Origin of the sequence: Aurantimonas marina (assembly GCF_017183135.1) — a bacterium.
Taxonomy (GTDB): domain Bacteria; phylum Pseudomonadota; class Alphaproteobacteria; order Rhizobiales; family Rhizobiaceae; genus Aurantimonas; species Aurantimonas marina.
In genome coordinates, this window is record NZ_JADDXW010000021.1 from 1 (window position 1) to 25,949 (window position 25,949).

The following is a 25,949-nucleotide window of genomic DNA, read 5'->3' on the forward strand; positions in this document are numbered from 1 at the left end:
AGCTTGGCTGCCCGAGCCTCTGATCAGGGTGGCAGCCAAAAATTGATGATTGGGATCGAGGAGCCGGAATTATACCAGCATCCTCCGCAGGCTCGCTATCTGGCCGACGCCCTTTGCGACTTGGCAAATAATAATCACCAAATAGTCGTTACAACGCACAGCCCGCTATTTATTTCTGGACGGAACTTTGAAAGCATACGGGCGCTGAGAAAATCAGAGAACACCACGGTGGTGAAATCTTGGTCTGTGGACGAGCAACGGTCTTACTGTGCCGTGCGGCGGGGAGAGAATCCTATAGGGGCCCTCGCCACTCTTTCGGGAATTGACCGCTCTCTACAGACCCAAATTGCGGAAATTTTCTTTGCCTCTAAAGTAATACTTGTAGAAGGACAGGAAGACGTAGCAATTATAAATTCTTATATTACGAGCATGGGGTTTTTTAGAGAATTTCTCAGTCAAGGCTGCCATATCGTTCCGGTTGGCGGCAAAGAAAAAATGCCGGTACTGATCGCTATGGCCCGTGGGTTTTCGATCGATCTTTTTTGCGTCTTCGACATGGATATGGATCATTCACCCAACGATCAGAGGAACGGGGAAATAATTCGATACGCACAAGATAACGATATTGATATAGATGTTGAAGTAGATAATTTTTTTGAAAGTGAATACTTTTTTGGTTGGAGAAATGATATACAAAAGGCGATTGCACATGATCGAGACGATTGGTTTCCCACCGCCGAGGCAGTTGCTAAGGAATGGGGCTGGACCTATGCGCGCATGAAGAAAGACCCGATGTTACTTAAAGAGTGCATCGAGAGAATCACGGTGACCGGTGCCGCGATTCCCGCGCTTGATGCGCTCGTTGGCCAACTTCGCGAGTTCTGGTTGAGATAAATCAGAGTGGCCGTGCGCGTCCTCTCATTCCAAGCCGCCGGAACTGCCAATTCGTCGCCGAACAGAATTGAATAAAAGTCGCGGCATGGGTCCCGGCTCAAGGCCGGGATGACGAAACTCGAAAGCCGGCGCGCCTTTCTTTCACGGGGGAGTAAGGGCAGCGCACTTCCGAGAAACGCGCCCACTCAAAAAACTTATCCCCACCCTTTCCCGCTCCCGCATACTCCTCTGACCGCCGGCCCACGGAACGGGCGCGAATGATCACCGGGATCGTTCGTTGGGCCAAGGGGAGAAATCCCTGGCGGTGCGGTGTCCGCGACGGGGCTTCTTCCGGAGAAGTGCCGGCCCGGACGACCCTTTGCTCCGCCGGACCGTCCCCCACTAATGAGGGGTCTGCGGATCGGTCCGCTTGAGGCCCCGCAAGGGCCGAAGAGCCGGCAGCGCACGGGAGCCCACTCTACGCAAGGGCGCCCGTGTCGAAGGGTTGGTCAAACGCCGCGCGGGATGCCGGAGGCGGACCGTATGACGTAAAACAGTCGGAGGGTTCGCCTCCGGCGTCCCGCCGCTCGTCTCGTTCGAGACGAGACGGCAACAGGGGCCCCCCTCAGCGAGCCGCAAGGCGAAGCTTAAGGAGGGGACAGAGAATCGACGAAGGAAGGAGACGAAGCCAGTGTCCGGGAATGCCTACGCCGGCCGCAACAAGCGGCGCGGGCGATGACGCGTGTCTCTCCTCACTTGGCAGAAAAACAGCCCTCCCCCGCTTCGTCATCCTCGCGCTTGCGCGAGGATCCATGCCAAGCCGGTGGAACCGCCAATCCGTTGACGGACAAAATGGACAAATGTCGCGGCATGGATCCCCGGCCTGCGGCCGAGGATGACGAGGCTGCAAGGGTGTGCCTCTCGCTATCACCCGTCCAGCAGAACCGCCTGACGCAGCGCCGCCAGGTCGGCCGAGCCGGTGCAGAAACAGGCGATGCGCAGCTGCCGGATCACTTCGGAAAAATGCGCGACGACCGCCTCGGCCGAGTGCTCGGCGCTCGCCAGCGAGGCCGCTGCCTGGCCGGCGAGATCGGCGCCGAGCCGGATCGCTTTCGCCGCGTCGAGCCCGTTGCGGACCCCGCCCGAGCCGATGACCAGCGTATCCGGGCAGGCGGCGCGCACGTCCCGAATCGCGCGCGGCGTCGCAATGCCCCAGTCGGAAAACACCAGCGCGGTTTCGCGGGTTGCGGCATCGCCCGCCCGCTCCGCCTCGACCGCGGCCCAGCTGGTGCCGCCGGCGCCGGCGACGTCGATCGCCGCAACGCCGGCATCGACCAGCCGCCGCGCCAGCCGGCCGGAGAGCCCCGCGCCGACTTCCTTGACCACGAGCGGAACCGGCAGCGCCCGCGCCAGCCGCTCGATCGCGGTCAGCACGCCGTGCCAGTCGGTGTCGCCGCCCGCCTGCACCGCTTCCTGCAGCGGGTTGAGATGAACGATGAGCGCATCGGCCGCGATCATCTCGACAGCGCGACGGGCCTCGTCGGGGCCGTATCCGAGCGCCAGCTGCGCCGCGCCGATATTGCCGAGAATCGGAATGTTCGGGGCCAGGACGCGCAGCGACCGGTCGAGACCGCCCGAGCCGCGCCCTTCGAGCGCGATGCGCTGCGAGCCGACGGCGAAGGCGAGGCCAAGCGTTTCAGCCGCTTCGGCGAGATGGGCGTTGATCCGGGCCGCGCGTTCGGGGCCGCCGGTCATCGAACTGATCAGGAGCGGCGCCTTCAGACGGCGGCCAAGGAAAGACGTCGACAGATCGATGTCGGCAAACGCGATCTCGGGCAGCGCCACATGCTCGAAGACGATGCGGTCGAAGCCGTTCGGCGCCCGCCGCGCGGCGAGCGCGGGGGCGAGCACGATGTCCAGATGATCGCCCTTGCGCCCTTCGATGTCCCGCGAAGGCGCGGCGCCCGGTTGGTCTGCCACGTCGGCCTTGATCCTGTCAGCGGTGGGTGGTCCTGATCAATGTGGTCGCCGTGTCCGATAGTGGCATTTCGCGAGGGCCGGCGTCCACCGAACGGCGATCCGTCAGCTTCGCGCCAGTCGCGCCGCCCGCCGCGCCCGCGCCTCGTCGAGCGCGTCGTGCTTGACCTCCGGCAGGCAGGTGCGCCAGTCGGTGCCGGCGATGGTGACGACCCGGTTGCCGCGAAAATCGGCGTCGGCGGTGATCAGGCCGCGCTCGTCCATGAAGCTCAGGAGGAACCGGCCGCGCGAGGGCGAATGGCTGCCATAGGCGCGGGCCAGCGCCTCGTCGGAGGGGCATTCGGCGCCGTCGCGGGCGGCGCGGGCGAGCATCATGTAGACGCCCTGCATCTCTTCCGGCAGGTCCGCGGCGCGCCCAACCACCGCCTGCCATTCGGCGTCCTCGGTCTCGACGGAAACGCCGGCCCGGGCCAGCGACAGCCGGCGCCGGAACGCCGCCATGTCGGTTTCGGCGCCGCGCAGCCGCTTCAGCCGGCAATGGGTGAGAAAATCCTGGTAGAGCACCGGCATCGGCCGGAAGGCGGCGTCGGGATCGTCGAGCATCTCGGCGAAGATCGCGTCGACCGCTGCCGCCCGCTCCTCGGCCGTGCGCGGATCGTCATCGACCGGCTCGTGCCGCTCGGACACCGACGGCGCGGCGGCGACGCGTTCCAGAAGTTCGCGGGTCGCGACCGGCGCGTTCGCCGCCTCGGGTCGATGCGACGGGTTCGCGAAGGGCCGCTGCGGACGCTGGCGCTCTGCCGCCCGGTCCTCTTCGCTGACGGTGAAGATCAGATCCTGCATCGCCTCGCGCGGCGTTTCCGGCAACGGCATCAGGGACGGCCGCCCGCTGCGCCCCGCCGTCTCGACCGCGCCGATCTTGATCGGCACCGGGCGCCGTGACAGCGCCGGGCCGAGCGCGACGAAATTGCCGGTTTCCAGATCGCGGAACCGCTCGGCCGCCCGCCGGTCCATGCCAAGCAAATCGGCGGCGCGCTGCATGTCGATGTCGAGGAAGGTGCGGCCCATCAGGAAGTTCGAGGCTTCCGCCGCGACGTTCTTGGCGAGCTTGGCCAGCCGCTGGGTCGCGATGACGCCGGCAAGGCCGCGCTTGCGCCCCCGGCACATGAGGTTGGTCATCGCGCCGAGCGAGGCCCGCCGCGCTTCCTCGGAGTGTTCGCCCGCCATCGCCGGGGCGAACAGATGCGCCTCGTCGACGGCGATCAGCATCGGATACCAATGGGCGCGGTCGGCATCGAACAATCCGTTCAGAAAGGCGGCCGAGCACATCATCTGCACCTCCGCGTCGAGTCCCTCCAGATCGAGCACCACCGAGGCGCGATGCTCTCGGATGCGTCGCGCGATCCGCGTCAGTTCCGCCGGCGTGCGGTTGGCGTCGACGACGACATGGCCGTAGCGCTCGGCCAGCGAGACGAAATCACCCTCGGGATCGATGATCGCCTGCTGCACCCAATCGGCGCTGCGCTCCAGGAGGCGGCGCAACAGGTGCGACTTGCCGGAGCCGGAATTGCCCTGGACCAGCAGGCGCGTCGACAGGAGCTCCTCCAGATCGAGCTCCGCCGGTTCGCCGGTTTGGGTCGTGCCGAGATCGACGGCAATCGTCATGAGGAGTCTTTTCGCCGCAAAGGGTGGTCGTCGAGGATGCCGTGCCGGTCGACTCGAAGCGCAAACCGGCAGGACGTCGTCCATAACACGTGCCGGCGCCGTGGAGTCAGCCGCGCGGCATCATGTCCACAGAATCGCTCAAGGATCGGGACTGTTGGTCCGGCTACAGCCACTTGTCGTAGTCCGACACCAGCAGATGCAGCGGGTCCTCGTCCTCCTCGATCTCGGCGAAGCGGCCGATCGGCTCGCGAAAAATGTTGTCGGTGAGATCGTCGTTGACGGTCGAAACCTCGCCGATCAGAACATCACCGCCCTCGCCCCAGAAGGCGTGCCAGCTGCCGGGAAGCAGCGTTACGCTCTCGCCGGGTGTCAGCTTGAGGATGCCGCCGGCCGGCAGCTTGCGGGTGATACCGTCGGTGACCACCGTGACGTCGGCGGATTCGTCGACCGAACCGTCCGGCGCGCTCTCGAAGAGTTCGAGCGCCAGCGTTGCGCCGCCGCGATTGATGATGTCCTCGGCCTTCACGATGTGGCGGTGCATCGGCGAGATCTGATCGTGCCGCGAGATCATGATCTTTTCGGCATAGAGCATGCCGCGTCCGGCCTTGAGGTCGGCGCTGTCGCCGTTGCGGACGGTGAACAGGAACAGGCCGAGCCTGTCGTAATCGCCCTTGCCGTAGTCGGTGACGTCCCAGCCGAGCCGACGCTCGACGATCGCCGACAGGTCGCCTCGGCGGGCCTTCATCTCGGATGGCGAGAGATAGGCGAAGGGCGGCATGACGTAGCCGAAGGAGCGGATGAAGTCGTCGCCCTGGCGGATGATTTCGTTGACGCGCGAGCGTTTCATAACTGGCCTCGTTTTTCTGCCGGGCCGCTCATCCGACGAGGATGATGCGGCAATCATTGACGTTGGTGTGGGTCGGACCGGGCACGAACAGATCGCCCAGCGCCTCGAAAAACCCGGTGGAATCATTGTCCGCAAGCGCTCGCTCGGCGTCGTGCCCGGCGTCCTTCGCCCGCGCCAGCGTGTTCGGTTCAACGAAGGCGCCGGCCGGATCGCTGGCAAGGCCGGTGCCGCCGTCGGTGCCGTCGGTGTCGCCGGACAGCGCCGCGATGCCGGGCTCGCCGTGAAGCGCGACGGCCAGCGCCAGGGCATATTCCTGGTTGGGACCGCCGCGGCCCTCGCCGCGGATCGTGACGGTCAGTTCGCCGCCGGACAGGATCGCCAGCCGCTCGCCGCGCGCCTTGGCCTCAAGGGCCAGACGGGCATGCCGGCACGCCACGTCCCGCGCCTCTCCCTCGACGTCCGCGCCAAGGCTGTGGACGGTATAGCCGAGCGCGGTCGCCGCGCTTTCGGCGGCTTCCAGCGAGGCGGCCGGCGTCGCGATGGTCCGGTAGTCGCTCGACGCGAAGATCGGATCGCCGGGCTTCGGCGACTCGTTCGCCGGGTCTTGCAGTGCCGCCTTGCACGACGGCGGCAGGTCGATACCGCGCTTTGCGATGATCGCCCGCGCCTCGACGAGGGTCGTCGGATCGGGCACGGTCGGTCCGGAGGCGATAACGCTCGGGTCGTCGCCCGGCACATCCGAGATCGCCAGGGTGAGGAGCCGGGCGTCGCCGCATGCGCGGGCGAGCCGGCCGCCCTTGATCCGCGACAGGTGCTTGCGCACGCAATTGATTTCGCCGATCCCGGCGCCGCTTCTCAAGAGCGCCCTGGTCACGGCCTGCTTGTCGGCGAGGCTGACGCCGACGGCCGGCAGCAGCCAGTTCGCCGAACCCCCGCCCGAGATCAGTGCGAGCACGAGATCGCCCTCGCCTGCCGCCTCGGCCAGTTCGAGAACCTTCGCGGTTGCAGCGAGTCCGTTTTCGTTGGGCAGCGGATGGCCGGCCTCGACGACGGGAATCGGCCCGGCATCCAGCGCATAACCGTCGCGGGTGACGGCGATCCCGGTCAGGCGGGAGTCGGGAACGCCGTGAATGTCACGATAATGCGCGACGGCCGCCGCCGCCATCGACGCCGCCGCCTTGCCTGCGGCGAGGATGACGATCCTTCCGGTCGGGGGCTCCGGCAGATGGGCGGCGAGAATGGTCGAAGGGTGCGCGACCGCCACCGCCCGCTCAAAGATCGCGGTGAGATCGTCCCGCATCCGGTTCTGGTTCATGTCGTCCCTGCCCGCTCAACCGATTGCCGCCCCTATAGCAGTTGCGCCTTGGGGCTGAACAGCGGTGAAGGTGCTTGGCGAAACACGGCGTCTCGGGCACGACACGCGGAACCACGGCAGGCGAAGGGTGGCAAAAATCGTCGCAACCATCTTCTTCCGCGGTGCACGCGGCCTATGTTGGGCACACACACCGATCGCATGAACCGCCGAAGGCAGCGCCATGTTCGAAGGCTTCGACCCCGTCCTTCTCGCCCGAGTCCAGTTCGGCTTCACCATCGCATTCCACATCATCTTCCCGGCCTTTTCGATCGGCCTTGCCTCCTATCTGGCGGTACTGGAGGGATTGTGGCTGGCGACCGGCAAGCCGGTGTATATGGACACCTTCAAATACTGGGTGAAAATCTTCGCCATCAGCTTCGGCATGGGTGTCGTGTCGGGCATCACCATGAGCTACCAGTTCGGCACCAACTGGTCGTTCTTCTCCGACAAGACCGGGCCGATCCTCGGTCCGCTGATGGGCTACGAAGTGCTCTCGGCCTTCTTCCTGGAAGCTGGTTTCCTCGGCATCATGCTGTTCGGCCAGAAGCGCGTCGGCCCGGCATTGCATTTCGCCGCGACGTTCGTCGTTGCGCTCGGCACGGTGTTCTCGGCCTTCTGGATCCTGTCGGTCAATTCCTGGATGCATACGCCGGTCGGCTACGGAATCAATGCCGCCGGCCAGTTCATTCCGGAGGACTGGTGGGCGATCGTCTTCAACCCCTCTTTCCCTTACCGCCTCGTCCACATGGTACTGGCCGCGTATTTGACGACCGCCTTCGTCATCGGCGCGGTGGGTGCCTTCCATCTGCTGCGCGACCGCTACAACGCCAGCGCCCGGCTGATGTTCTCGATGGCGCTGTGGATGGCGACGATCGTGGCGCCGCTACAGATCATCGCCGGCGACGAGCACGGCCTCAACACGCTGGAGTACCAGCCGGCCAAGATCGCCGCGATGGAGGGTCATTTCGAGACCAACACCGACGGGCCGATGCCGCTGACCCTGTTCGGCATTCCGGACATGGAAGAGGGGCGGATGAAATACGCCGTCGACCTTCCCTATCTCGGTTCACTCATTCTGACGCGCTCACTCGATGGCACGGTCAAAGGCCTCGACGCCTTCCCACGGGAGGACTGGCCGAATTCGACTGTGGTATTCTGGTCATTCCGCACCATGGTCGCCATCGGCTTCGCCATGCTCGGAATCGGGCTGTGGTCGCTGTTTCGCCGCGTCTTCGGCTCCGTTTACGAAAGCCCCTGGCTGCAACGGGCGATGATCGTCATGGGACCGATGGGTTTCGTCGCCGTCATCGCCGGCTGGATCACAACCGAGGTCGGCCGCCAGCCCTTCACGGTCTACGGCCTGTTGCGGACCACCGACAGCGTCGCGCCAGTCGCCGCGGAAGCCGTCGGCACGTCGCTCGTCGCCTTCATCGTCGTCTACTTCCTGTTGTTCGGCGCCGGCACCTTCTACATTCTACGGCTGATGTCGAAGCCTCCGACGCCGTTCGAGGAGGAAACGCTCGACCATCCGACGAGAGCCGCCGGGCTGGCATCTTCACCCCATCCCGAAGGCGGGGCCACCGCAAACCCGGCCGAATAGGGAGACGACAATGGACCTCGCGATTCTCTGGGCATTTCTCATCGCCTTTGCCGTGATCGCCTATGTCATTCTCGATGGCTTCGACCTCGGCACCGGAATCTTATTCCCCTTGCTGCGGGAAAACGAGAACCGGGATACGGCGATGAACACCATCGCGCCGATCTGGGACGGCAACGAGACCTGGCTGGTGCTCGGCGGCGGCGGCCTGCTCGCGGTCTTTCCGCTCGCCTACGCCATCATCATGCCGGCAATCTACGCCCCTATCATCGCCATGCTGCTCGCGCTGATCTTCCGGGGGGTCGCCTTCGAATACCGGTTCAAGACGGTGCGCGGCCGCTGGCTGTGGGATGTGTCGTTCTTCATCGGTTCGTTCGTCGCGGCGCTCAGCCAGGGCGTCGCCCTGGGGACGCTCGTCCAAGGCATCGAGATATCCGGGCGCGCCTATGCCGGCGGCTGGTTCGATTGGCTGACGCCATTCTCGCTGATGACGGGAATTGCGGTAGTCATCGGCTATACGCTGCTGGGCGCGACCTGGCTGGTGATGAAAACGGACGGGGAACTGCGCGACATCGCGCGACGCTATGCCTTTTTCGCGGGCATCAGCACGCTGGCGCTCATGGGCGCGGTCAGCTTGTGGATGCCGTTTCTGAAGGAGGAATTCTACCTGCGCTGGTTCACTTTCCCGCAGATCCTCTACGTCGCGCCGGTGCCGATCCTCACCGCCCTCGCCGCCGTGAGCCTGTTCCAGTCGCTGGCTTCCGGCAAGGACGTGCGGCCGTTCCTATCGGCACTGGCGCTCTTCATGCTCGCCTTCGCCGGGCTCGGAATCAGCTTCTACCCGAACATCATCCCGCCCAACGTCACGATCTGGGAGGCCGCCGCGCCGAACGCCTCGATGGAATTCCTCTTGGTCGGCGCCTCGGTCCTGATCCCGATGATCCTGATCTATACCGGCTATGCCTATTGGGTGTTCCGCGGCAAGGTCCGCCCCGGCGAGGGCTACCATTGAGCCACCCTCACAAAGGCGACGTCGCCGCCGGGCCGTGGTGGAAGCGGATCGGCTGGTTCGTCCTCTTCTGGCTCGCGGGGGTTGCCGCAGTCAGCATGGTAGGCCTGGCGATCCGTACCGTCCTGATCGGCTGATCACACGGCCATCGCAAGCTCCGGCAGAATGTGCAGCACCATCGCCATGTCGGCGTTGAACGCCTCGCTCTCGCGCGCCTGCGCCGCCTTGTCGGGAAGCCGCAGGATATAAGAAGGGTGGACGGTCACCAGCAATTTCGTCGCGTCGTCGAGGTCGATCAGCCGGGAGCGGGTGTCGCGAATGGTCACCGCCTTGCCGAGCAGGGCCTGCGCCGCCGTCGCGCCCAGCGCGACGATCAGCTTCGGCTTGACCAGTTCCCGCTCCAGATCCAGCCACCAGCGGCAGACCTTGATCTCTCCCATGTTCGGCTTCTGGTGGATGCGACGCTTGCCGCGCGGCACGAATTTGAAGTGCTTCACCGCGTTGGTGACGTAGGCCTGGCGCCGGTCGATGCCGGCCGCCGCCAACGCCTGGTCGAACACCTGGCCGGCCGGACCGACGAAAGGCTGGCCGGCCAGATCCTCCTGATCGCCGGGCTGTTCCCCGACAAAGATCACCGGCGCGTCCTGCGGCCCCTCGCCGAACACGGTCTGCGTCGCCGGCTCCCAGAGCGGGCAAGCCTTGCAATGCCGCGCCTGTTTCCGCGCGGCGGCGATACTGTCCGGTCGCGCGTCGTCCGCGCCGTTTTCCAGATCGAGATTCGGCTCGTCATGCGTTGCCTTGGCCATGCGCTCGCGCTCCTGCCGTCTTTGATGGGAGAAACGCGGCAGCGTCGGGGCGGTTGCGAGCATCCGGCGCGAGGCTGCTTCGGCGCCTTCGATCAGCGGCCTGATCAAGGCCGTCTCGGGCATGTTGGCCCAGTATTTCTTCGGCATTTCCGCCTGCATCGCCTTCACCTTCAGCCGCGCCGGGTTGAAGATCGACGCGTAATAGGTGAGCCACAGGGCCTCCACGTCGTCGCCCTCCGGTCGCATGTCCTTCGTCGCGCCGGGCAGGAAGGTCAGATCGCTCCCGTCCCAATGGGCCGAACGTTCCGGCGTCAGGATCGTCCAGACCATGCCGGTGAAGCGCCGGGCGAAGAACGGCGCGGTCAGTTCGACGACGTGATGAAATGGCTCGAACCAAGCGACATAGTGCATGCCGCCCTCCCCGTCCTCGACCTCGCGAAAGCGCACGAAGGCCTTCATCTTGTGGCTGTCGCGCCGCACCGCCTTTTCCATGGCAGTCGCGCGGAGAACGTCCAGATCGGAGGATATCTCGAGCAGCTTCCTTTCCGTCTGCAGTCGCCACAACAGGCGATAGGCGAAGACGAACCGATCCGCGTTGGCGTGGCAGACGAGCTTGCGGGCGAGGTCGGGAAAGGCCTTGGAAACCGTCGGTTGCACGGCGTCGGCAAGCGCGTCGCGCAAGGGCTCGGCGAACAGGCCGGGCGCCGCGTCGCCGACGACGAAGCTCATTTCCTCGGGCGGAATGCCGAGCGCCAGCGCCGTGCGGGCGGCCTGGCGCCAACCGTCGAAATCGGCGGGAAAGGCAAGGCGGGCGAAGAACATCGGAATTCGGCTCTCGTGCGTATCGAGCTCAGAACAACGACAATTGGGCCATTGCCTTCTGCCTCGGTACGAATGTGGCGCGCAGGCCTTCGCTGTCCGTCGCTGCGCCCGGCGACCAGTCGAGCGCGGTAACGAACGGCCGGACCTTGACGATCGACTGACACAGCCGGGCAACGTCGTCGAGCCGCAATGTGCGATGGCGGCGGGTCGACAGGATGCGGTTGACGGCGCGGGTGCCGAGGCCCGGCACGCGCAACAGCATTTCCCGGTCGGCGCGATTGACGTCCACCGGGAAACGATCGCGGTTCTTGAGCGCCCAGGCGAGCTTGGGGTCGACGGCGAGATCCAGCATCCCGCCATCGCCGCCCGAAACGATCTCGCCGCGATCGAAGCCGTAAAAGCGCATCAGCCAGTCGGCCTGATACAGGCGGTGCTCGCGCATCAGCGGCGGCTTGGCGAGCGGCAGCCGGCTGGAGGCGTCGGGGATTGGCGAAAAGGCGGAATAATAGACCCGCTTGAGGCGGTAATTGCCGTAGAGATTCTCCGACCGGCCGAGGATGGCGTCGTCGTCGGAGCCGTCGGCGCCGATGATCATCTGGGTCGACTGGCCGCCGGGCGCGAAGCGTTGCGGCTTCGTCCGGTCCTTTTTCTCGCCCTTGTGCTCCTCGATCTTCGCCCTGAGATGGCCCATCGACCGGCGGATGTCGCGCGGCTTCTTTTCCGGCGCCAATGCCTCAAGGGTCAGGTCGGTCGGCAGCTCGATATTGATTGACAGACGATCCGCGAACAGCCCGGCTTGCTCGATCAGGGCGGGCGATGCGTCGGGGATCGTCTTCAGATGGATGTAGCCGGAAAAATTCTCCTCCAGGCGCAGTTTTCTGGCGATCCGCACCATCTCCTCCATCGTGTAGTCGGAGTTGCGGATGATGCCGGAGGACAGGAACAGCCCCTCGATATAGTTGCGCTTGTAGAACTCCATCGTCAGCGTGACGACTTCCTCCACGGTGAAGCGGGCGCGGCGGACGTTGGAAGACGAGCGGTTGACGCAATAGACGCAGTCATAGACGCAAAAATTGGTCATCAGGATTTTCAGCAGCGAGATGCAGCGCCCATCCGGCGCATAGGCATGGCAAATGCCCGATCCCTCGGTCGAGCCGATGCCCTTGCTCTTGGCGGAATCGCGCCGGGTCGAGCCGCTGGACGCGCAGGAGGCGTCGTACTTGGCGGCGTCGGAAAGGATCGCGAGCTTGTCGATGAGGGTCGTCTTGGCCATGACGCGGTTATAGCGTTCATGGAATGTTCTTACCAGCCACTTTCCGCGCCTGTCGGCGAGCCTCACTGTCGCACGTGCGATCACGCAGCGTTCGGCTGCGTCCATGCGACGAAAAGGCCGGCCGGACGCTCTCGCCCGCCCGGCCCACCTGAAATCTCGCGCTCTGCGACCGTCAGCCCGCCGACTTGGCCTTGTTCACCGCCCGCTTGGTGATGACCTTGACGAGGTTGGCCCGATAGGCCGACGAGCCGTGCAGGTCGGACAGCATGTCGCCCTCGTCGACCGACAGGCCATCTACGGCCGAACCGTCGAAATTCGACGACAGCGCCTGTTCGCCATCGGTCCAGCGGAAGGCGCCGCTCATGCTCGCGCCGGTCACACCCACCTTCACCTCGCCGCCGCGCTTGGCGACGAAAACGCCGCACATGGCATAGCGCGAGGCCGGATTGCGGAACTTCTCGTAGGCGCATTGATCCGGCGCCTCGAAGGACACCGCCGTGACGATCTCGTTCTCCTCCAGCGCCGTCTCGAACAGGCCGAGGAAGAAGTCGTCGGCCGAGATCTCGCGCTGGTTGGTGTGGATCGTCCCACCGAGCGCCTTCAGGGCGGCCGGATAGTCAGCCGCCGGGTCGTTATTCGCCACCGAGCCGCCGATCGTGCCCATGTGGCGGACAGCGATATCGCCGATCAGGCCGGCGAGTTCGGCAAAGCCGTGACAGGCGGCTTTCAGCCCGGCATGGTCGGCGATCTCGCCATGGGTCATACCGCCGCCGATCTTGATCGCCTTGCCGTTGACGGTGATGCCCTTGAGTTCAGCGATGTGGCGCAGATCGACAAGGTCGCTTGGCGCGGCGAGCCGCTGCTTCATGGTCGCGATCAGCGTCATGCCGCCAGAAAGAAATTTTCCCTCGCCGCCGGCTTCACCGACCAGCTTGACGGCCTCGTCGATCGAGGTGGGGCGATGGTAATGGGTCTCGTACATCGGTTCTGCTCCCTCTGGCGCCGGGTCCGGATATCGCGGATGGACCGCGCGGCGCGATGGTTCGGATCGAAACGGGGCTCGGCGCCCCGAAAGTTTTCCCGGCGGCCCCTGCCACCGGGCGGTTCGTCGTGTTGTCAGGCGACCGCGTGAAGCGCCTTCCAGACCTTCTGCGGTGTCGCCGGCATGGTCAGGTCGTTACTGCCGATCGCGTCGGTGATGGCGTTGATCACCGCCGGTGGCGAGCCGATTGCGCCGGCCTCGCCGCAACCCTTCATGCCGAGCGGATTGCCGGGACACAGGGTCTCGGTGGTCGAGACCTGGAACATCGGCAGGTCCCAGGCGCGCGGCATGGCGTAGTCCATGTAGGACGCCGTCACCAACTGGCCGGTCTCGTCGTAATAGGCCCCTTCCAAAAGCGCCTGACCGATCCCTTGCGCCAGCCCGCCATGCACCTGACCCTCGACGATCATCGGGTTGATCACCCGGCCGAAATCGTCGGCGGCAACGAACTGGATGATCTCCGTCGTGCCCGTATCGCGGTCGACCTCGACCTCGCAGATGTAGCAGCCCGCCGGGAAGGTGAAGTTGGTCGGATCGTAGAACGCCCCTTCTTTCAGGCCCGGCTCCATGCCGTCCGGCAGGTTGTGGCCGGTATAGGCGCCGAGACAGACCTCGTGCCAGGCCAGCTTCTTGTCGGTGCCGGCGACCTTCACCTCGCCATTCTCGATGACGATGTCGCCCTCGTCGGCTTCCAGAACGTGCGCGGCGATCTTCTTGGCCTTGGCCTCGACCTTGTCGAGCGCCTTGTGGATCGCCGACATGCCGACGGCGCCGGAACGCGAGCCGTAGGTCCCCATGCCGAACTGCACCTTGTCGGTGTCGCCATGGACGACCTGAACATTCTCGACCGGCAGACCGAAACGCTCCGACACGAGCTGGGCGAAGGTGGTCTCATGGCCTTGGCCGTGGCTGTGCGAACCGGTGAGGATCTCGATCGTACCGACCGGGTTGACCCGCACCTCGGCCGATTCCCACAGGCCGACGCCGGCGCCGAGCGAGCCGACCGCCTTCGACGGCGCGATGCCGCAGGCCTCGATGTAGCAGCTCATGCCGAGGCCGCGCAGCTTGCCGCGCTGCTTGGCCTCCGCCCGCCGTGTCTCGAAGCCGGCAACGTCGGCGGCCTTCATGCCGGCATCCAGCGTCGCGTCGAAATCGCCCGCGTCATAAGCCATGATCACCGGCGTCTGGTGCGGGAAGGAGCGGATGAAGTTCTTGCGACGCAGTTCCGCCGGCGAGATCCCGAGTTCGCGCGCCGCCGTCTCCATCGTGCGCTCAATGACGAAGGTCGCCTCAGGACGCCCGGCGCCGCGATAGGCGTCGACCGGAACGGTGTTGGTATAGACCGCCCGGACATTGGCGTGAATCGCCGGGATATCGTACTGGCCGGAGAGCAGCGTCGCGTAGAGATAGGTCGGGGTCGCCGACGAGAACAGTGACATGTAGGCGCCGAGATTGGCAATCGTGTCGACCTTGAGGCCGAGGATCTTGTGGTCGGCATCGAGCGCCATCTCGACCTCGGTGGTGTGGTCGCGGCCGTGCGCGTCGGTCAGGAACGCCTCGGTGCGATCCGAGGTCCACTTGACCGGAACGCCGGTGCGCTTGGAGGCCCACAGGCAGACGATCTCTTCGGGATAGATGTAGATTTTCGAGCCGAAACCGCCGCCGACGTCGGGTGCGATCACCCGCAGCTTGTGCTCCGGCGCGACGTTGTAGAAGGCGCTCATCACCAGCCGGGCGACGTGCGGGTTCTGCGATGTCGTCCAGCAGGTGTAGTGCTCTTCCGCCGGATCATAGACACCGAGCGCGGCGCGGGGCTCCATCGGATTGGGAACCAGGCGGTTGTTGACGATGTGCAGCTTGGTCACATGGGCGGCCCTGGAAAAAGCCGCGTCGGTCGCCGCCTTGTCACCGAGTTCCCAATCGAAAATGAGGTTCCCTGGCGCTTCGGGATGAAGCTGCGGCGCGCCATCCTTCAGCGCGTCGACGGCGCTGACAACGGCCGGAAGCTCGTCATAGGAAACCTCCACCGCCTCGGCCGCGTCGCGGGCTTGAAGCTGCGTGTCGGCGACGACGACGGCAATCGGCTGCCCGACGTGGCGCACAGTGCCGACGGCGAGCGCCGGCCAGGCGCCCATCTTCATCGGCGTGCCGTCCTTGGACGACACCCCCCATCCGCAGATCAGATTGCCGATCCCGTCTCCCTGCAATTGCTCGCCGGTGAGAATGCCGATCACGCCCGGCATGGAAGCCGCCGCGGCCGAATCGATGCCGGCGATCTCGGCGTGCCCATGGGGCGATCGTACGAACGCGGCGTATTTCATGCCGGGAACCGTCATGTCGTCGACATAACGCCCGCGACCGGTAATGAACCGCCTGTCCTCCTTGCGCAAAACCTTTGCGCCGATGCCTTCAACACCCATCGTCGAAACCTCCCAGTATTCGAAATCGTGGCGGAACCACCTCGCGGCGTCCGCGTCCGTGTCTCAACCGCCTCGCCGGCCCAAGGGCCGAGCGTCCGAGTTACTCGGCGGCGACCTGTTGCGGCTGCGCGGCGCCCGCCGCGGCCAGGATCGCCTTGACGATGTTATGATAGCCGGTGCAGCGACAGATATTGCCTTCGAGGCCCTCCCGCACGGCCTTCTCGTCGAGAGCGCTGCCATGGTCCCGGATCAGATCGACTGCCGTCATGATCATGCCCGGGGTGCAATAGCCGCATTGCAACCCGTGATGCTCGCGGAAGGCCGCCTGGACGGGGTGCAACTCGGTGCCGTTCGCCAGCCCCTCGATCGTAGTCACCTCGGAGCCGGAGACCTGCACGGCCAGCATCGAGCAGGACTTCACCGCCTTGCCATCGACATGGACGACGCAGGCGCCGCATTGCGACGTGTCGCAGCCCACATGGGTGCCCGTCAGGCCCAGATTCTCGCGCAGGAACTGCACCAGAAGCGTACGGTCCTCGACCTCGCCCTTCATCTCCCGCCCGTTCACCGTCATCGTCACTTCAGTCATCAAAGTCCTCCCGGATACAGACGGCCTGCCGCATCAGCCACGCGACGGGCCGTTGAAATGAATTGCGCACTTCGGAGCGCCATGCGTCCATTCGGACCCATAAGGACGCTCCAACACTTTGATCGAGCATCGGAATGACCCAAAAACCGGCTTCCACTTTCTGGTCCGATGCTCGGGGGCGGATGCCAGGGCGCCGCAGCGAGAGTGCCCTTTGCGAGGAACCGCTTCAAGCGCTTTTCAGAACCGATCCAAAAAACCAGGCCGGAACAAGCGTTCAGGAACAGCCCTCTACAACGCGATGGGATCGCATTCCCGATCGCCGGAGACGAAGCACGGCCGATCGAAAGCGACTCTCCGCGCGGGCTGGGTGCGGCAGGATGTCTCGGGACGGCGGTGAATCTGTGTCCGGTTCGGCACAAACGGCCGGTGGAATTGCGCCGGAACACCGGCAACCGCCGGTTACCAGTTGTTATCCAAGCGATTTCCGCCAATGCTAAAGGCAACTCAGCGGGACGAGTGCGGCTGCGTGTTATCGTCGCCGCTGCCGTGCCGAATTCGATGACGTGTGTTGTCTCGCCGATCTGAAGGCGAGCGTGTGTGGCGACGGGAAGCGAGCGACTTGCAGTATAGGTTCCTACCCTTCGCCAAGCTGGCAATGATGGTCATCGGCTCCAGCCTGCTCGCCGCACCACCGCAACCCGCCGCAGCCTTCGATATCTTTGGTCTGACCTTCTTCGAAGACGAAAACGCAGCGTCCGATCCGGTGCTCGACCCGGTCAACTACACGGTGACGCTGACCGTTGCGCCGGCGGTGGACGACGACGGTACCGTGGAGGAGGATCTGCGCGACGCCTCGACGCTCATCGCGGACGAAGGCGATCCGGTATCCGGTTCGCTCGGGCTGCTCTCAAAGGCGAAAACCGACCGCAAGCGGCTGGTGGCCACCCTGTTCGAGAACGCCCGCTATGACGGGTTGGTCGACATTTTCATCGAAGGCCGTGACATCGCGGATTTGCCGCCTGACGCGACCTTCGCCTCCCGGCCCGTCCCAGTGTCGATCCGCGTCCGCCCCGGCCCCTTCTACACGCTCGGCCGCGTGGCGATTTCCGCCCAAGGCGTCCCCGTCGACCCGGCGGAATACGATCTCACGTCGGGAAGTTCGGCGCGTTCCGTCGATCTGCTCAAAGGCGAAGCCAAGCTTCTCAAGGATCTCCGCGATCAAGGCCGGCCGTTCGTGGCGATCACCGGGCGCGAGATCGTCGCGGACGCCAACACCGATCGGCTCGATTATTCGATCGCCATCGCGCCCGGCAACCCGGTGCCGTTCGGCGAGACCTGGGTCGCGGGAGCCGAAGACGTCGACCCCGGCTTCATCGCCTATATGGCGGGCATCAAGGCCGACGAGGTCTTCTCCCCGGAGGAACTCGCGGCGGCGCGCGAGCGGCTGCTCAAGCTCGGCGTGTTCTCCAGCGTCACGGTGAAGGAAGCCAAGGCCCAGGCACCGGACGGAACGCTTCCCGTCCAGATCGAGGTCGGCGAACGCAAATTCGGCTTTTACGGCATCGGCGCGACCTATTCGAATACCGAAGGCGCGGGCGCCTCGGGCTATGTCGGCCACCGCAACCTGTTCGGCCGCGCCGAGAGCATCCGGCTTGAAGCCTCGGTTTCGCGCATCGGCGCAACCGCAGTATCCAGCCAGGGACGCGAGACCGACGGCGCCGACTACGCGGCGTCGCTGGTTTTCAAGAAGCCCGGCGTGCTGGGTCCGGACTCGGTCTATGTCGGCTCGATCGAGCTCAAGCGCGAACACCCGCTCGCCTATGATCGCGATTCCCTCGCGGTCGCCAGTGGCGTCGAATACGAGATCGACCGCAACCAGACCGTCGTCGCCACCGTCCGTGCCGAGTACGAAGAGATCACCGACTATCTCGGAACGCGCGAGTATCTGCTGACTTCGGTGCCGATCAGCTACACCTTCGACAATCGCGACAACGAGCTCAACCCGACCGAGGGCCTGTTGGCCAAGGCGCTGGTCGAGCCCACCTACGGGTTCAACACCGAAACACCTTTCGTGAAGACCCGCATCGACGCGTCGAGCTATCTGTCGCTGTCGCAAAGCGACCGCTTCATTCTCGCCGGACGCGTCGGCTACGGGACGATCTTCGGCGCCGATCTCCTCAACATCCCCAACGATCGCCGCTTTTATGCCGGCGGTGGCGGCTCGGTGCGCGGCTACGAATTTCAGTCAGTCGGCCCGTATTTCCCTTCCGCCGCGCCCCCCGGCTCCGGATTCAACCCGGATTTCGTCGACACGCCCACCGGCGGCCTGTCGCTGTTCGAGGCATCGGCCGAGGCGCGCATCGGCGTCACGGAGAACATCCAGATCGTTCCCTTCGTCGATGTCGGAACCGTCTCCGACGACCTCGTGCCCGATTTTTCCAACTTCAAGGTCGGCGCCGGCGTCGGCGCCCGCTACATCACCAGCTTCGGCCCGATCCGCTTCGATGTGGCGATCCCGCTGGATCCAGGCCCGCGCGACGCGGACTTCCAGTTCTATGCCGGCATTGGGCAAGCCTTCTGATGCGCAAATTCAACCCGGTCCCCCCGCTCGCCGCCACCCTCATCGTCGGCGTTTCCGCCGCCTTCCTGGCGAGCCGACCCGCCCCGGCGCAGCAGTTCATTGCCAATCAGATCGAGAACCTCGTCTCCACGGACACGATGAAGGTCGAGATCAAGGGTCTGTCCGGCGCGCTCACCGGCGACATACGGATCGAGAGCGTGATTGTCTCCGACCCCCAGGGCATTTTCCTGACGGCAAAGAACCTGGCGCTGGACTGGTCGCCGCTGGCGCTCGTGCGCTCGAACCTGTCGATCGACAACCTCACCGCCGGCCAGATCGTGCTGGAACGGTTGCCTGCCGGCCAACCGGCCACAGCGGCGGATCAGGGCAGCAGCTTTTCGCTGCCGTCGATCACCGCCGATATCCGCAATTTCGCGATCGCGGAATTCGTGCTCGGCGAGCCGATCGCCGGTACGCGTGCGCGGCTGAGGGCGAGCGCCCGCCTGACGCTCGCCGACGATCCGACCAAGCTCGACGTCAAGGCCAATATCGACCGGCTGGACCAGCCGGGCCAGATCGCGCTCGATGTGTCCTATGCGCCGGCGCAAAATCAGCTCGCGATCGACGTGCAAGCGAACGAGCCGGCGGGCGGGCTGGTGGCGACGCTTCTCGACATTCCGGACCGGCCAAAGGTCAATCTCGTCGTCAACGGCTCCGGGCCGCTCTCCGATTTCATGGCCAACGGCCAGCTCACCGTCGGCGGCGAACAGGCGGCGACACTGACCGCGCGGGTCAACGACGTCGCCGACGGGCGCCGCCTCGCCGCCTCCCTCAATGTGGCGGCCGAGCGCTTCGTACCGGAACAATATTCCCAATATGTCGCCGGCGGGGCCAGTCTCGATCTGCAAGCAGTACTGCGCGACGACGGCACCTATCTCGTCGAACAGGGCGATCTGGCCTCCGAGGCCCTGGCCTTGCAGACCAAGGGCGTTCTCGATCCAGGCGGGGCCGGCAACGATCTGACGCTCGCCGTCGCTTCGCGGGACGGCAGCCCGATTGCCCTTTCCTTCGGAACACCGCCGGACATCACCGGTCTTCAGGTCACCCGCCTCGACGGCACGGTGCGCGGAGCCTTCACCGCAGCTGCCGTGGATCTGTCGGCGAAGCTGCAGCGCGCGGGTTACGGCGACTATGTCGCGCAGGGTGTCAGCCTGGATGCCCGCAGTCCCGGCTTCGACCTTACCAACTTCAAGGGACCGCTCGCAGTCGAAACCGTAGCCCAGTCGGTCGAGGCGCCTGAGGGAATCGCCGAACGGTTTCTCAACGGCCCTGTGAAGATCGCCGCTAACGGCGCACTGACCGAGAACGGCTTCGTCTTCGAGCCGAGCGAGGCGACCTCAGACGTCGCGACGCTGACCCTCGAAGGCACCGCCGCCCTGAATTTCGCGATCTTCGACCTGAATTTGCGCTCGCGCTTCCAGACCGCGGCGCTGTCGGCGGCGGCGATCCCGCTGACGGGCGAAGAGCTATCCGTCGCCGGCCGCTTTACCCGCGCCGCGGACGGAGCGATCAACGCGCAGAAACTCGCCATCACCGGCGCTGGGCTGCAGATCACCGGGAACGCTGGCCTGAATGGCGGCGTGCTCTCAGCTGACATTCAAGGCACGCTGGAGGATACCCAGGCCGTTAACCCGCTGTTTTCCGGCGCGGCGGAGTTGCGGCTCGTCGCCAAGGGGCCGGTGGAAAAGCCCGACGTCGATCTGACGCTGTCCGGCAATGGCCTGTCGATCAACGGGCGCGAGCTCGCCGACCTCAAGGTCGAGATACGCGGCACGCTGAACCCCGCCTCGCCGTCCGGCTTCGTGAACATCACCGGAACGCTGGACGGCCAGCCGCTGTCCGGTAGCGCCAAGGTCGAGACCCTCGACAATGGCGACCGTCGCATCACCGATCTGGCGATCCGGCAGGGTCCGAACGCGGTCACCGGCGATCTCATGCTCACCGAGGCCTTTGCGCCGGTCGGCACGCTGAGCGTTGCCATCGACGATATCGGCCCGTTGGCGGCGCTCGGCGGGCAGAAGGCCGCCGGCGATGTGAAGGGAACCGTCGAACTCTCGGTCGACGCCGAGAAGACGCCGATCGCCGCGCCCGATCTCACCTCCGGCAGCCTGACGGTTGCCGGCACCACACTCCAGGGCGCGCGGATCGATTTGTCGGTCAAGGACTATCTCGGGATTCCGATGCCGACAGGCCGGGTGGCCGCGGACGCGATCGACGTCGCCGGGGTGGCGGTGCGCGGCTTGGCCCTGGCCTTCACCGAGGAGCCGGGCGGCACTGGCCTGACGGCGAATGCGACAGTCAACGACGCGCCGGTCGAACTGGCCGGCACCGCCCAATTCGAGCCGGACGCGATGCTGCTGACGCTCTCGCGCCTGACCGCCGATATCGCCAAAGCCCCCGTCAATCTCAGCGACGAAGCCAAGGTGCGGATCGCCAACGGCAAGACGGTTCTCGACGGCTTCGTGCTGACCGTCGGTTCCGGCTCGATCGCCCTGGAAGGCTCGTCCGGCGAGGTCCTCGACCTTGGCTTGCGCCTCGACGCGGTTCCGGCAGCCGTCGCCAACCTCTTCGTCGCCGGTCTGGAGGCCGAGGGCACGATCTCCGGCACGGCGACCCTCACCGGCGCGCCGGATAATCCCGACGCCGCCTTCGCGATCACCGGCCGCGAGCTGGCGACCGCGCAGGTGCGGGCGGCCCGGATACCGCCGATCGCGCTCGATGCGACCGGCCGCTACGTCGACGGCACACTCACGCTGCAAACCGCCAAGCTCGATCTCGGCGAGGGATCGTTGCAGGCCTCCGGCACGATCGGCGAGACGCTGGACTTGCGGGCCGAGCTGGCGAATCTGCCGGTGGCGCTGGCGAACGACTTCGTCGACGGCCTCGACGCGTCCGGGACGATCTCCGGCAGCGCCGTCGTCAACGGTACCCGCGCCGACCCGGTAGCGGTTTTCGATCTTGCCGGCACCGGCATCACCGCGGCACAGGTCGCTTCGGCCGGAATCGATCCGCTGACGCTCGATGTCGCCGGCCGCTATGCCGCAGGGACGGCGACGCTCGATCGGGCCAGTCTGGTGGTCGGCTCCGGCTCGCTCGAAGCCTCCGGCACGATCGGGGACAATCTCGACCTGACGCTGGCGATGAACGACCTGCCCGTCGCCCTCGCCAACGGTTTCGTACCCGATCTCGACGCGTCCGGGACGATTTCCGGGACGGCGACCGCGACCGGCTCGCTCACCGAGCCCAATGCGACCTTCGATCTGTCGGGCGCCGGGATCACGACGGGCGCGATCGCACGCTCAGGCGTTGCGCCGCTGCAATTGCGACTCGCCGGCAGTTTCGCCGAGGGGACGGCGTCGCTGGAAACCGCCGTGGTCAATGTCGGCGACGGCTCGCTGCGTGCTTCCGGCAAGGTGGGCCGCGAACTCGACCTCGACCTGTCGATGAACAGCGTTCCGGTCGGGCTCGCCAACGGCTTCTTACCCAACCTGAAAGCCTCCGGAACGATCTCGGGAACCGCGACGGCGACCGGCACGCTCGACGACCCCACCGCCGAATTCTCGCTGACAGGTTCCGGCATCACCGCGCCGGCGATCGCCCAGGGCGGCATCGAGCCACTCGACGTGACAGCGTCCGGGCGCCTTGCCGACGGCACGCTGAACCTCGACGAAGCCGAGATGACCGTCGGTTCCGGTTCGCTCACCGCCAGCGGCACGGTCGGCGAGACGCTCGACCTCACCATCGTCGCCAACGAAATCCCCGTGGGGCTTGCCAACGGCTTGGTGCCGAATCTCGGCGCCACGGGCACGATCTCGGGCACGGCCACGGCGACCGGTTCACTTTCCGACCCGCAGGCGCGTTTCGATCTCAGCGGCTCCGGCATCACGACGCGGCAGATCGCCCAGTCCGGCGTGGCGCCGCTCAGCCTCGACCTGTCCGGCTCCTACGCCAACGGAACGGCGACCATCGCCAACGCCGACGTGACGGTGGGCGACGGCTCGCTGAAGGCCACTGGCACGGTCGGCGAGGCGCTCGACCTCAAGATCGCCGTCAACCAGCTCCCCGTCGGTCTGGCGAATGGCTATGTCGAGGGGCTCGGCGTCACGGGCACGATCTCCGGTTCCGCGACGGCCACCGGTTCCATCTCCGACCCGCAAGCCGAATTCGATCTGACCGGGTCGGGCATCACGACGCGGCAGATTGCGGCCTCCGGCGTCGCGCCGCTCAGCCTCGATCTCGCCGGCGCCTATGCCAATGGGACAGCGACAATCGATACCGCCAGCGTTAAGGTCGGCAACGGTTCGCTGACGGCCACCGGCATCGTCGGGCAGACTCTCGATCTCCACCTCCAACTCGACCGGCTCCCCGTCGGTCTCGCCAATGGCTTCGTGCCGGATCTCAACGCCGAGGGAACGATCTCCGGCACCGCCACCGCGACAGGCTCCATCTCCGATCCCCGCGCCACCTTCGATCTCACCGGATCGGGCATCACCACCCGGCAGATCGCCCAATCGGGCGTCGCGCCGCTGAGCCTGCAGGCGTCCGGCATTTATGCCGACGGCACCGCAACGATCGGCACGGCCGATGTTCGGGTCGGGGCCGGCTCGCTCGTCGCGTCCGGAACGGTCGGGCGGACGCTCGATCTGGACGTCACGCTGAACCAGGTCCCGGTCGGTCTTGCCAACGGCTTCGTTAGCGGGCTCGGCGCGCAGGGGACCGTGTCGGGAACCGCGTCCGCCACCGGCTCGATTTCCAATCCCGAGGCGCGGTTCGACATCTCGGCATCCAACGTCTCGGTTGCGCAGAGCCGCGCCGCCGGCGCACCGCCGATCGACGCCAGCGCGGCGGGGACCTATGCGGGCGGGACCTTGCAGCTGCAAACGGCGACCGCCAATGTCGGCGGCGGAACGATCAACCTCAGCGGCTCCGCCAGCGCGACCGCTCTCGCCATCGACGCCGATATCCGCAACCTGCCGGCCTCGATCGCCGCCGCGGCGGCCCCCGGAATCGCGCCGCAGGGAACGATCAATGGAACCGTTCGCACGTCCGGGTCTCCCTCCAATCCGTCGGTCACCTACGACCTCAGCGGCTCCGGTCTTTCCATCCAGCAGACACGCGACGCCGGCGTCGGCGCGCTCGCCGTCTCCGCCAACGGCCAGTTCGCGAACAGAATCGTTACGACGACGGCCAATCTGTCCGGCAGCGGCGTCGATTTGGCGGTTTCCGGCTCGGTCAATATCGCCGGCACGCCGCAGCTCGACTTGGCAGTGAATGGCACCGCGCCGATGTCGCTCGCCAACCGTATCCTCGCCGACGGCGGCCGCTCGATCCAGGGCGACGTGCAGTTGAACGCGCGCGTGACCGGCCCAGCCAGCCAACCAAACGTCGTGGGAACCCTCTCGACATCCGGCGCAAGCTTCGTCGACACGGGCCTGAACCTCGCGATCAACAACATCGCGGCGACGGTCGCCCTCAACGGCCAGACGGCGACGATCCAGTCCTTCAATGCGGCCCTCTCCTCCGGCGGAACGCTCTCGATCTCCGGGTCCGTCGGTCTCAACGACGGGTTTCCGGCCGATATCGCGATCCGGCTCGTCGACGGTCGCTATAATGACGGCGAACTCGTCGCCGCGAAGCTGAACGCCGAGCTGACACTGACCGGCCCACTGGGCGGCACACCGCTGCTCGCCGGGACCGTCAACGCCAACGAAATCAACGTCCTGATTCCAGACAAACTGCCGGGTTCTCTGGCCAGGATCGACGTGACCCATCGCAACGCCAAGCCGGCCGTCTACGAGCAGCAGCGCGAAATCAACCCTAACCAGGGCGCCGGCACTCAGCGCAGCGGGATCAATTTCGACCTGACCTTCAACGCGCCCTCGCGGGTGTTCGTGCGCGGTCGCGGCCTCGACGTTGAACTCGGCGGTTCGATCGTCATCACCGGCTCGGCCGCGGCGCCGCGTATCGTCGGTGGATTCGAATTGCAGCGCGGTCGGTTCGTGATCCTCGGCAAGCGCCTCGACTTCGATCGTGGCCGGCTGACCTTCACTGGCAGCCTGGTTCCGGTCCTCGACCTGGTCGCCAGGTCTGAGGCGGGCGATACCACGGTGTTCATCGCCGTGACCGGCCCCGCCAACGATCCGAGCTTCACCTTTTCCTCGACCCCCCTCCTGCCCCAGGACGAGGTGCTGGCGCGACTGATCTTCAATCAAGGCACGTCGGATCTTTCGCCGCTGCAGATCGCCCAGCTCGCCGAACTCGCCGCATCGCTCGCCGGCATTGGCGGGTCGAGCGGCCTCCTCGACAATCTGCGCTCGCAGATCGGCGTCGACGACCTGGACATCAAGACGACGAAAGACGGCCAGACGGCCGTCGGCGTCGGCAAATATCTCAACGAGAACACCTATCTCGGCGTCGATTCGACCGGACGTGTGGCGATCGACCTCGATCTCGGCTCCGGGCTCAAGGCGCGTGGCGCGGTCACAGCGGAAGGTGGCGGCGAGGTCGGCGTCTTCTACGAAGGCGAGTTCTGACCGCCCGAGCCCGCCAGGACGAATGCCGCAATGGAGTGCTTGAGGCGGCGCGCCTGAGACGAATGCCGATTTTTTCCTGAACCTTCCGGGAGTCTGCCCGTTCACCGGAGACTCCGAACGCACCGCCTCTCGCGGCGGGCGATCATGGCAAGTGCGATCAGCGGGAGAACCGAGATGATGTATTCCAGCAAATTCGACCATCCCAAGCATGGCAGTTATCCAAATCCCGAGGCGGTGCTGAAGGACGACAATCTGTCGGAGTCGGAAAAGCAGACCGTGCTCAAGGAGTGGGCCGACTCGCTCAAGCATATCCTCCACAACGAACCGGACGCGTCCGAGGTAAAGGCGACCAAGCAGTCGCTGGACGAAGCGACCGAAAGGCTCGCATCCGGTCGCACCTGACCCGTGCCGACATGACAAAGACGCCAGCGATCGGATGGTATTCAGCCTGAAGGGATGGTGCCGCCCGGGCTTGCAATCTGCGCTAGAGCGGCATCCGCGGGTACCGTGTGAGCGCACCGG

The 25,949-nt window shown here is 65.6% G+C and carries 16 protein-coding genes; 7 read left to right on the forward strand and 9 right to left on the reverse strand.

Annotated features, from left to right (window positions below; translation table 11 throughout):
- Nucleotides 1-894, forward strand: an 894-nt coding sequence (locus ING15_RS17495) for an ATP-dependent nuclease (RefSeq protein ID WP_206456137.1), incomplete at its 5' end; no start/stop codon positions are given.
- 906 nt (nucleotides 895-1,800) lie between these two features.
- Here ING15_RS17495 and fni read toward each other — a convergent pair.
- From fni to ING15_RS17515, 4 genes are all read right to left on the reverse strand, one after another.
- Nucleotides 1,801-2,853, reverse strand: coding sequence for a type 2 isopentenyl-diphosphate Delta-isomerase (gene fni / locus ING15_RS17500; protein ID WP_206456138.1), 1,053 nt, complete (start codon nucleotides 2,851-2,853; stop codon nucleotides 1,801-1,803).
- A gap of 102 nt (nucleotides 2,854-2,955) precedes the next feature.
- Nucleotides 2,956-4,515: an ATP-binding protein gene (locus ING15_RS17505; RefSeq protein WP_206456139.1), complete on the reverse strand. Its 1,560-nt coding sequence runs from the start codon at nucleotides 4,513-4,515 to the stop codon at nucleotides 2,956-2,958.
- Between the two features lie 163 nt (nucleotides 4,516-4,678).
- Nucleotides 4,679-5,362, reverse strand: a complete 684-nt coding sequence (locus ING15_RS17510) for a D-lyxose/D-mannose family sugar isomerase (RefSeq protein WP_206456140.1) — start codon at nucleotides 5,360-5,362, stop codon at nucleotides 4,679-4,681.
- Between the two features lie 28 nt (nucleotides 5,363-5,390).
- On the reverse strand, nucleotides 5,391-6,677 hold the full coding sequence (locus tag ING15_RS17515) for a glycerate kinase type-2 family protein (RefSeq protein WP_206456141.1): 1,287 nt from the start codon (nucleotides 6,675-6,677) through the stop codon (nucleotides 5,391-5,393).
- Nucleotides 6,678-6,897: 220 nt separating this feature from the next.
- Here ING15_RS17515 and ING15_RS17520 point away from each other — a divergent pair, with 220 nt between their 5' ends.
- From ING15_RS17520 to ING15_RS17530, 3 genes are read left to right on the forward strand one after another with little or no spacing between them, the layout of a single operon-like run.
- Nucleotides 6,898-8,316 (forward strand): cytochrome ubiquinol oxidase subunit I, encoded by a 1,419-nt coding sequence (locus ING15_RS17520; protein ID WP_206456142.1) that lies wholly within the window; start codon nucleotides 6,898-6,900, stop codon nucleotides 8,314-8,316.
- Between the two features lie 10 nt (nucleotides 8,317-8,326).
- Complete coding sequence (gene cydB / locus ING15_RS17525; RefSeq protein ID WP_206456143.1) at nucleotides 8,327-9,325, forward strand: cytochrome d ubiquinol oxidase subunit II; 999 nt, start codon at nucleotides 8,327-8,329, stop codon at nucleotides 9,323-9,325.
- Nucleotides 9,322-9,459 (forward strand): DUF2474 family protein, encoded by a 138-nt coding sequence (locus ING15_RS17530; protein ID WP_206456144.1) that lies wholly within the window; start codon nucleotides 9,322-9,324, stop codon nucleotides 9,457-9,459. The genes cydB and ING15_RS17530 overlap by 4 nt, the downstream gene beginning before the upstream one ends.
- On the opposite strand, the gene ING15_RS17535 is transcribed toward ING15_RS17530, so the two are convergent.
- The 5 genes from ING15_RS17535 to ING15_RS17555 all read right to left on the reverse strand — a co-directional run bounded on the left by ING15_RS17535 (nucleotide 9,460) and on the right by ING15_RS17555 (nucleotide 16,274).
- Nucleotides 9,460-10,950 (reverse strand): UdgX family uracil-DNA binding protein, encoded by a 1,491-nt coding sequence (locus tag ING15_RS17535; protein WP_206456145.1) that lies wholly within the window; start codon nucleotides 10,948-10,950, stop codon nucleotides 9,460-9,462.
- A 28-nt stretch (nucleotides 10,951-10,978) separates the two neighbouring features.
- On the reverse strand, nucleotides 10,979-12,223 hold the full coding sequence (locus ING15_RS17540; protein ID WP_206456146.1) for a putative DNA modification/repair radical SAM protein: 1,245 nt from the start codon (nucleotides 12,221-12,223) through the stop codon (nucleotides 10,979-10,981).
- A gap of 172 nt (nucleotides 12,224-12,395) precedes the next feature.
- Nucleotides 12,396-13,205 (reverse strand): FAD binding domain-containing protein, encoded by an 810-nt coding sequence (locus ING15_RS17545; protein ID WP_206456147.1) that lies wholly within the window; start codon nucleotides 13,203-13,205, stop codon nucleotides 12,396-12,398.
- Between the two features lie 134 nt (nucleotides 13,206-13,339).
- Nucleotides 13,340-15,685: a xanthine dehydrogenase family protein molybdopterin-binding subunit gene (locus ING15_RS17550; protein WP_206456148.1), complete on the reverse strand. Its 2,346-nt coding sequence runs from the start codon at nucleotides 15,683-15,685 to the stop codon at nucleotides 13,340-13,342.
- Nucleotides 15,686-15,785: 100 nt separating this feature from the next.
- Nucleotides 15,786-16,274: a (2Fe-2S)-binding protein gene (locus ING15_RS17555; protein WP_206456149.1), complete on the reverse strand. Its 489-nt coding sequence runs from the start codon at nucleotides 16,272-16,274 to the stop codon at nucleotides 15,786-15,788.
- Between the two features lie 619 nt (nucleotides 16,275-16,893).
- Here ING15_RS17555 and ING15_RS17560 point away from each other — a divergent pair.
- From ING15_RS17560 to ING15_RS17570, 3 genes are all read left to right on the forward strand, one after another.
- The gene (locus tag ING15_RS17560) at nucleotides 16,894-18,855 is read left to right on the forward strand and encodes an autotransporter assembly complex protein TamA (protein ID WP_232845850.1); all 1,962 of its coding nucleotides are present in this window, start codon (nucleotides 16,894-16,896) and stop codon (nucleotides 18,853-18,855) included.
- Nucleotides 18,855-25,427 (forward strand): translocation/assembly module TamB domain-containing protein, encoded by a 6,573-nt coding sequence (locus tag ING15_RS17565; RefSeq protein ID WP_206456150.1) that lies wholly within the window; start codon nucleotides 18,855-18,857, stop codon nucleotides 25,425-25,427. The genes ING15_RS17560 and ING15_RS17565 overlap by 1 nt, the downstream gene beginning before the upstream one ends.
- Nucleotides 25,428-25,601: 174 nt before the next feature.
- The gene (locus ING15_RS17570; protein ID WP_206456151.1) at nucleotides 25,602-25,829 is read left to right on the forward strand and encodes a hypothetical protein; all 228 of its coding nucleotides are present in this window, start codon (nucleotides 25,602-25,604) and stop codon (nucleotides 25,827-25,829) included.
- The last annotated feature ends 120 nt before the right edge of the window (nucleotides 25,830-25,949 follow it).

Coding starts and splice junctions, on each gene's coding strand:
- ING15_RS17570 (WP_206456151.1), top strand. CDS start 25,602: ATGATGTATTCCAGCAAATTCGACCATCCCAAGCATGGCAGTTATCCA.
- ING15_RS17515 (WP_206456141.1), bottom strand. CDS start 6,677: ATGAACCAGAACCGGATGCGGGACGATCTCACCGCGATCTTTGAGCGG.
- ING15_RS17540 (WP_206456146.1), bottom strand. CDS start 12,223: ATGGCCAAGACGACCCTCATCGACAAGCTCGCGATCCTTTCCGACGCC.
- ING15_RS17555 (WP_206456149.1), bottom strand. CDS start 16,274: ATGACTGAAGTGACGATGACGGTGAACGGGCGGGAGATGAAGGGCGAG.
- ING15_RS17550 (WP_206456148.1), bottom strand. CDS start 15,685: ATGGGTGTTGAAGGCATCGGCGCAAAGGTTTTGCGCAAGGAGGACAGG.
- ING15_RS17535 (WP_206456145.1), bottom strand. CDS start 10,950: ATGTTCTTCGCCCGCCTTGCCTTTCCCGCCGATTTCGACGGTTGGCGC.
- ING15_RS17565 (WP_206456150.1), top strand. CDS start 18,855: ATGCGCAAATTCAACCCGGTCCCCCCGCTCGCCGCCACCCTCATCGTC.
- ING15_RS17545 (WP_206456147.1), bottom strand. CDS start 13,205: ATGTACGAGACCCATTACCATCGCCCCACCTCGATCGACGAGGCCGTC.
- ING15_RS17505 (WP_206456139.1), bottom strand. CDS start 4,515: ATGACGATTGCCGTCGATCTCGGCACGACCCAAACCGGCGAACCGGCG.
- ING15_RS17510 (WP_206456140.1), bottom strand. CDS start 5,362: ATGAAACGCTCGCGCGTCAACGAAATCATCCGCCAGGGCGACGACTTC.
- ING15_RS17520 (WP_206456142.1), top strand. CDS start 6,898: ATGTTCGAAGGCTTCGACCCCGTCCTTCTCGCCCGAGTCCAGTTCGGC.
- cydB (WP_206456143.1), top strand. CDS start 8,327: ATGGACCTCGCGATTCTCTGGGCATTTCTCATCGCCTTTGCCGTGATC.